Source organism: Tepidiforma sp., from assembly GCF_034433535.1.
Taxonomy (GTDB): domain Bacteria; phylum Chloroflexota; class Dehalococcoidia; order Tepidiformales; family Tepidiformaceae; genus Tepidiforma.
In genome coordinates, this window is the sequence record NZ_DAOUAO010000231.1 from 1 (window position 1) to 2,875 (window position 2,875).

Consider the following 2,875-nt stretch of genomic DNA (forward strand, 5'->3'; position numbering starts at 1 on the left):
GGTAACGGTGGGGTCGCTCTCGCCGGGGCGCTTCGGTCCGGCCGATGCGGAGCAGCTTGCGGCGGTGGTGCAGCCGCTCGCGGTGGCCATCCGCTACTTCCGGGGTCGCGCCGAGGAAGCCCGGCAGACGGCGCGGCTCGAAGGGACGAACCGGGTGCTCGCGCGGCTGACGACCGGGGGTTCGCCGGAGCGGCTGGCGCAGCGGTTCCTCGCGGATTGCCGGGAGCTGTTCGGCGCGCGGTTTGGGGTGGTGCTACTGTTCGACGCGGCGACGGGGGAGGGCCGCCAGCTGGCGGCGGACGGGCTGGAAGGGGTATCGCTGGACGGTGAGTGGCCGCTGGGGCGGCTGCGGGGGGCTTCGCTGCTCCTGGGGCAGGGGCCCCAGGTGGTGGAGGACGCCCGCCGGGATGCGCCGCTGCACGACGCGCACCGGGCGCTGCTCGAGGCGGGGCTGTATTCGGTGATGCGGGTGCCGCTGATGGCGCACGAAACGGTGCGCGGCTCGGTGGCGCTCTGGGGTGAGGGCACGGGGCGGTTCGCGGCAGAGGATGCGGAGCTGCTGGCGACGCTGGCGCGGCCCCTGGCGCTGGCGCTGGAACGGGCCGCCGCGCTCGAATCGCTGGCGGAGAGCGAGCTGAAGTACCGCTCACTGGTGGCGCAGGCGGAGGAGATGATCCTGACCATCGACGCTTCAACGCGGCGGGTCATCGATGCGAACCCGTTTGCCGCGCGCGTGCTCGGCTACGCACCCGGGGAGCTGCAGGGGCTGCGCCTCGACGATATTTCGTTCGCGGACGGGGACGAACTGGCGGCATTCGTCGAGCGAATCCACCGCGATGGGGAGGTGCACCTGGCGGACGTGCGCTACCGCAAGCGTGACGGATCGCCGCTGGATGTGGAGGTGGTGGCATCCCTGGTTGCCTACGGCGGGCGCGAAGCCGTGCTCGTGCTGGCGCGCGACGTTTCGGAGCGGAAGGCGCTGATGGCGCAACTGATGCAAAGCCAGAAGATGGAATCGCTGGGGACGATGGCGGGGGCGGTAGCGCACGATTTCAACAACCTGCTGACGACGATCCTCGGGTTCGCCGGGCTGCTCAAGCGGTCGCCGAATATGGACCGGGAGGAGCGCGAGAACCTGGCGCTGATCGAAGAGGCGGCGCGCAAGGCGGCGGACCTCACCGGGCGGCTGCTTTCGTTCTCGCGCGGCGGCCTGGTGCGCTTCGGGCGGGTGGACCTGCGGACGGTGGTGGAGGATACGCTGCAGCTGCTTTCACCGGCCCTGGCCGGGCGAATCGCGGTCGACGTGGACCTGCCGGCCGAGCCGGTGCTCATCGAAGGCGACGCCGGCCAGCTGCAGCAGGCGCTAACGAACATCATCCTGAACGCGCGCGACGTGATGCCGGATGGGGGGCGGCTGGAAGTGCGGGCGGGTTCGAACGGGCCGCTGGCGTCGGTGCGCATCGCCGATACCGGCCCGGGGATGAGCGACGAGGTGCGCATGCGCATCTTCGAGCCGTTTTTTACGACGAAGCCGCCCGGTTCGGGGACGGGCCTCGGGATGGCGATCACCTACGGCATCGTGCAGGGGCACCATGGCGACATCACGGTGGAAAGCGAGCCCGGCAGGGGCACGGCGTTCACGCTGAGCTTCCCCCTGCTGCAGGAGCAGCTGCGCGCGGGCGCCGACGCCTACAGCGCCGGTGAGGGCAACCTCATCCTCATCGTCGATGACGACCCGATGGTGCGACGGGCGACCACGGCGACCCTCGGCGAGCTGGGCTACAACGTGGTGGAGGCGCCGGGGGGCTCGACCGCGGTGGAGGTGGTGCGTGCGCGGCCCGACCGGTTCGCGGCGGTGCTGCTGGACCTGGTGATGCCGGGGATGACCGGGGCGGAGACGTTCCGGGCGCTGCTGGCGATTCGGCCGGACCTGCCGGTGATTATCTGCACGGGGTACGCGGCGGACTCGCACATGGACGCCGACTTGAAGCGCCGGATCGCGGGGCTGGTACAGAAGCCCTTCACGGCGGAGCGCCTGGCCCGGGCGCTGGAGGCGGCGGGGGCGCTGCCGCCGAAACGGAGGAAGGTGGGAGGTTGAAGGTGGGAGGTTGAAGGCGGGAGGTGGGAGGTGGGAGGTGGGAGCCGGCAGGAGCAAAAGAAGAGGCCCCGCGGGTGCGGGGCCTCTGGCTGGTGTGGCGATGACGCCGCTTAGCGGGCGCGGCGGGCGACGGCGGCGCCACCCACGCCGAAGGCGAGGATGCCGAGGCCGGCGAGCGCGAACACCCAGCCAGCGGAGCTGCCGCCGCCGGCGGCCAGGGTTTCACCCGTGGCCGGCGGGCGCGGGGTGGGCGAAGCGGTCGCGGTGGGGGTCGGCGTCGTGTAGGTCAGGTTGAGCTGGTTCAGCTCGTAGTTCTTCCACGTGCCGGTTTCCGCGGCGCGCTTGCCGCCGATGTAGAAGGTGACGACTGCGCCTTCGACGCCGCAGTTCGGGTTGGCACCCGGGTCCAGGGCCGGGACATCGAGCACGTAGCGCGACTCGTTGCCCTGCATGAACGTCTGGGTGACGCCGCAGGCGGCGTTGCCGATGCGAGCTTCGATGACGGTGCCGGCGGGAACCGCCTGGCCATCGACCTTCACCGTCCCGACGAAGCGGGCGGGCGGCGCCGGGGGCGACTCCGCGGAGGCCGTATCGGCGCTGAGGGCGCCGCTGGCCGCGAAGAGGGCCACACCGAGGACCGCAGCGAGCCATCCGCCAGTGAGAAGCTGGAGAACTTTCGTCATGGTGTGCTCCATTCCTGTCTGTACGACCGTATCAACGGCCCGGGCCGGGCGACCGGCCCGCCCACAGGGGGCAGGCCGGCCGCGCCAGCGCGGG

At 71.6% G+C, this 2,875-nt stretch carries 2 protein-coding genes; one reads left to right on the forward strand and one right to left on the reverse strand.

Features of this window, described 5'->3' with window-relative positions; all coding sequences use genetic code 11:
• Window positions 1-2,098, forward strand: a 2,098-nt coding sequence (locus VAE46_RS12360) for an ATP-binding protein (protein ID WP_322797244.1), incomplete at its 5' end; no start/stop codon positions are given.
• A gap of 110 nt (window positions 2,099-2,208) precedes the next feature.
• Here VAE46_RS12360 and VAE46_RS12365 read toward each other — a convergent pair.
• Window positions 2,209-2,781 (reverse strand): hypothetical protein, encoded by a 573-nt coding sequence (locus VAE46_RS12365; protein WP_322797245.1) that lies wholly within the window; start codon window positions 2,779-2,781, stop codon window positions 2,209-2,211.
• Window positions 2,782-2,875 lie beyond the last annotated feature (94 nt).

What these genes read in the sequence shown, in the direction of transcription:
- VAE46_RS12365 (WP_322797245.1), bottom strand. Translation starts at nt 2,781, where the DNA reads ATGACGAAAGTTCTCCAGCTTCTCACTGGCGGATGGCTCGCTGCGGTC.